The organism is Bacillus sp. SIMBA_074, from assembly GCF_046534555.1.
GTDB lineage: Bacteria > Bacillota > Bacilli > Bacillales > Bacillaceae_G > Bacillus_A > Bacillus_A mycoides.
On record NZ_JAWRYM010000804.1, the window covers coordinates 1 to 257 of the forward strand.

A 257-nucleotide genomic window follows, 5' to 3' on the forward strand; every position below is an offset into this window, starting at 1 on the left:
CTGGGCACAAGGTATGCTGCAATCCTGTATTACGGCGGGAACCATCATGGGGCCGCTGTTTGGCGGGCTTTTGGCAGAGCGCATCGGTTTTCGAATGATTTTTGTCATCACGGGATGCTTGCTTTTGCTTGCCACGCTGGTGATTACTTTTACGGTAAAAGAAAACTTTGTGCCGCCAGATAAAAAGGATCGCTCCAGCCTGCGTGAAGATTTTCATATGATATTTTCTTCCAAAGAGCTGCCTGCGCTCTTTTTTG

The 257-nt window shown here is 47.9% G+C and carries 1 protein-coding gene; it reads left to right on the forward strand.

The genetic code is table 11. The features are described 5' to 3' along the window. Nucleotides 1-257 (forward strand): MFS transporter (locus SB773_RS32980; RefSeq protein ID WP_410594634.1); only part of this gene is annotated, 257 nt, incomplete at both ends.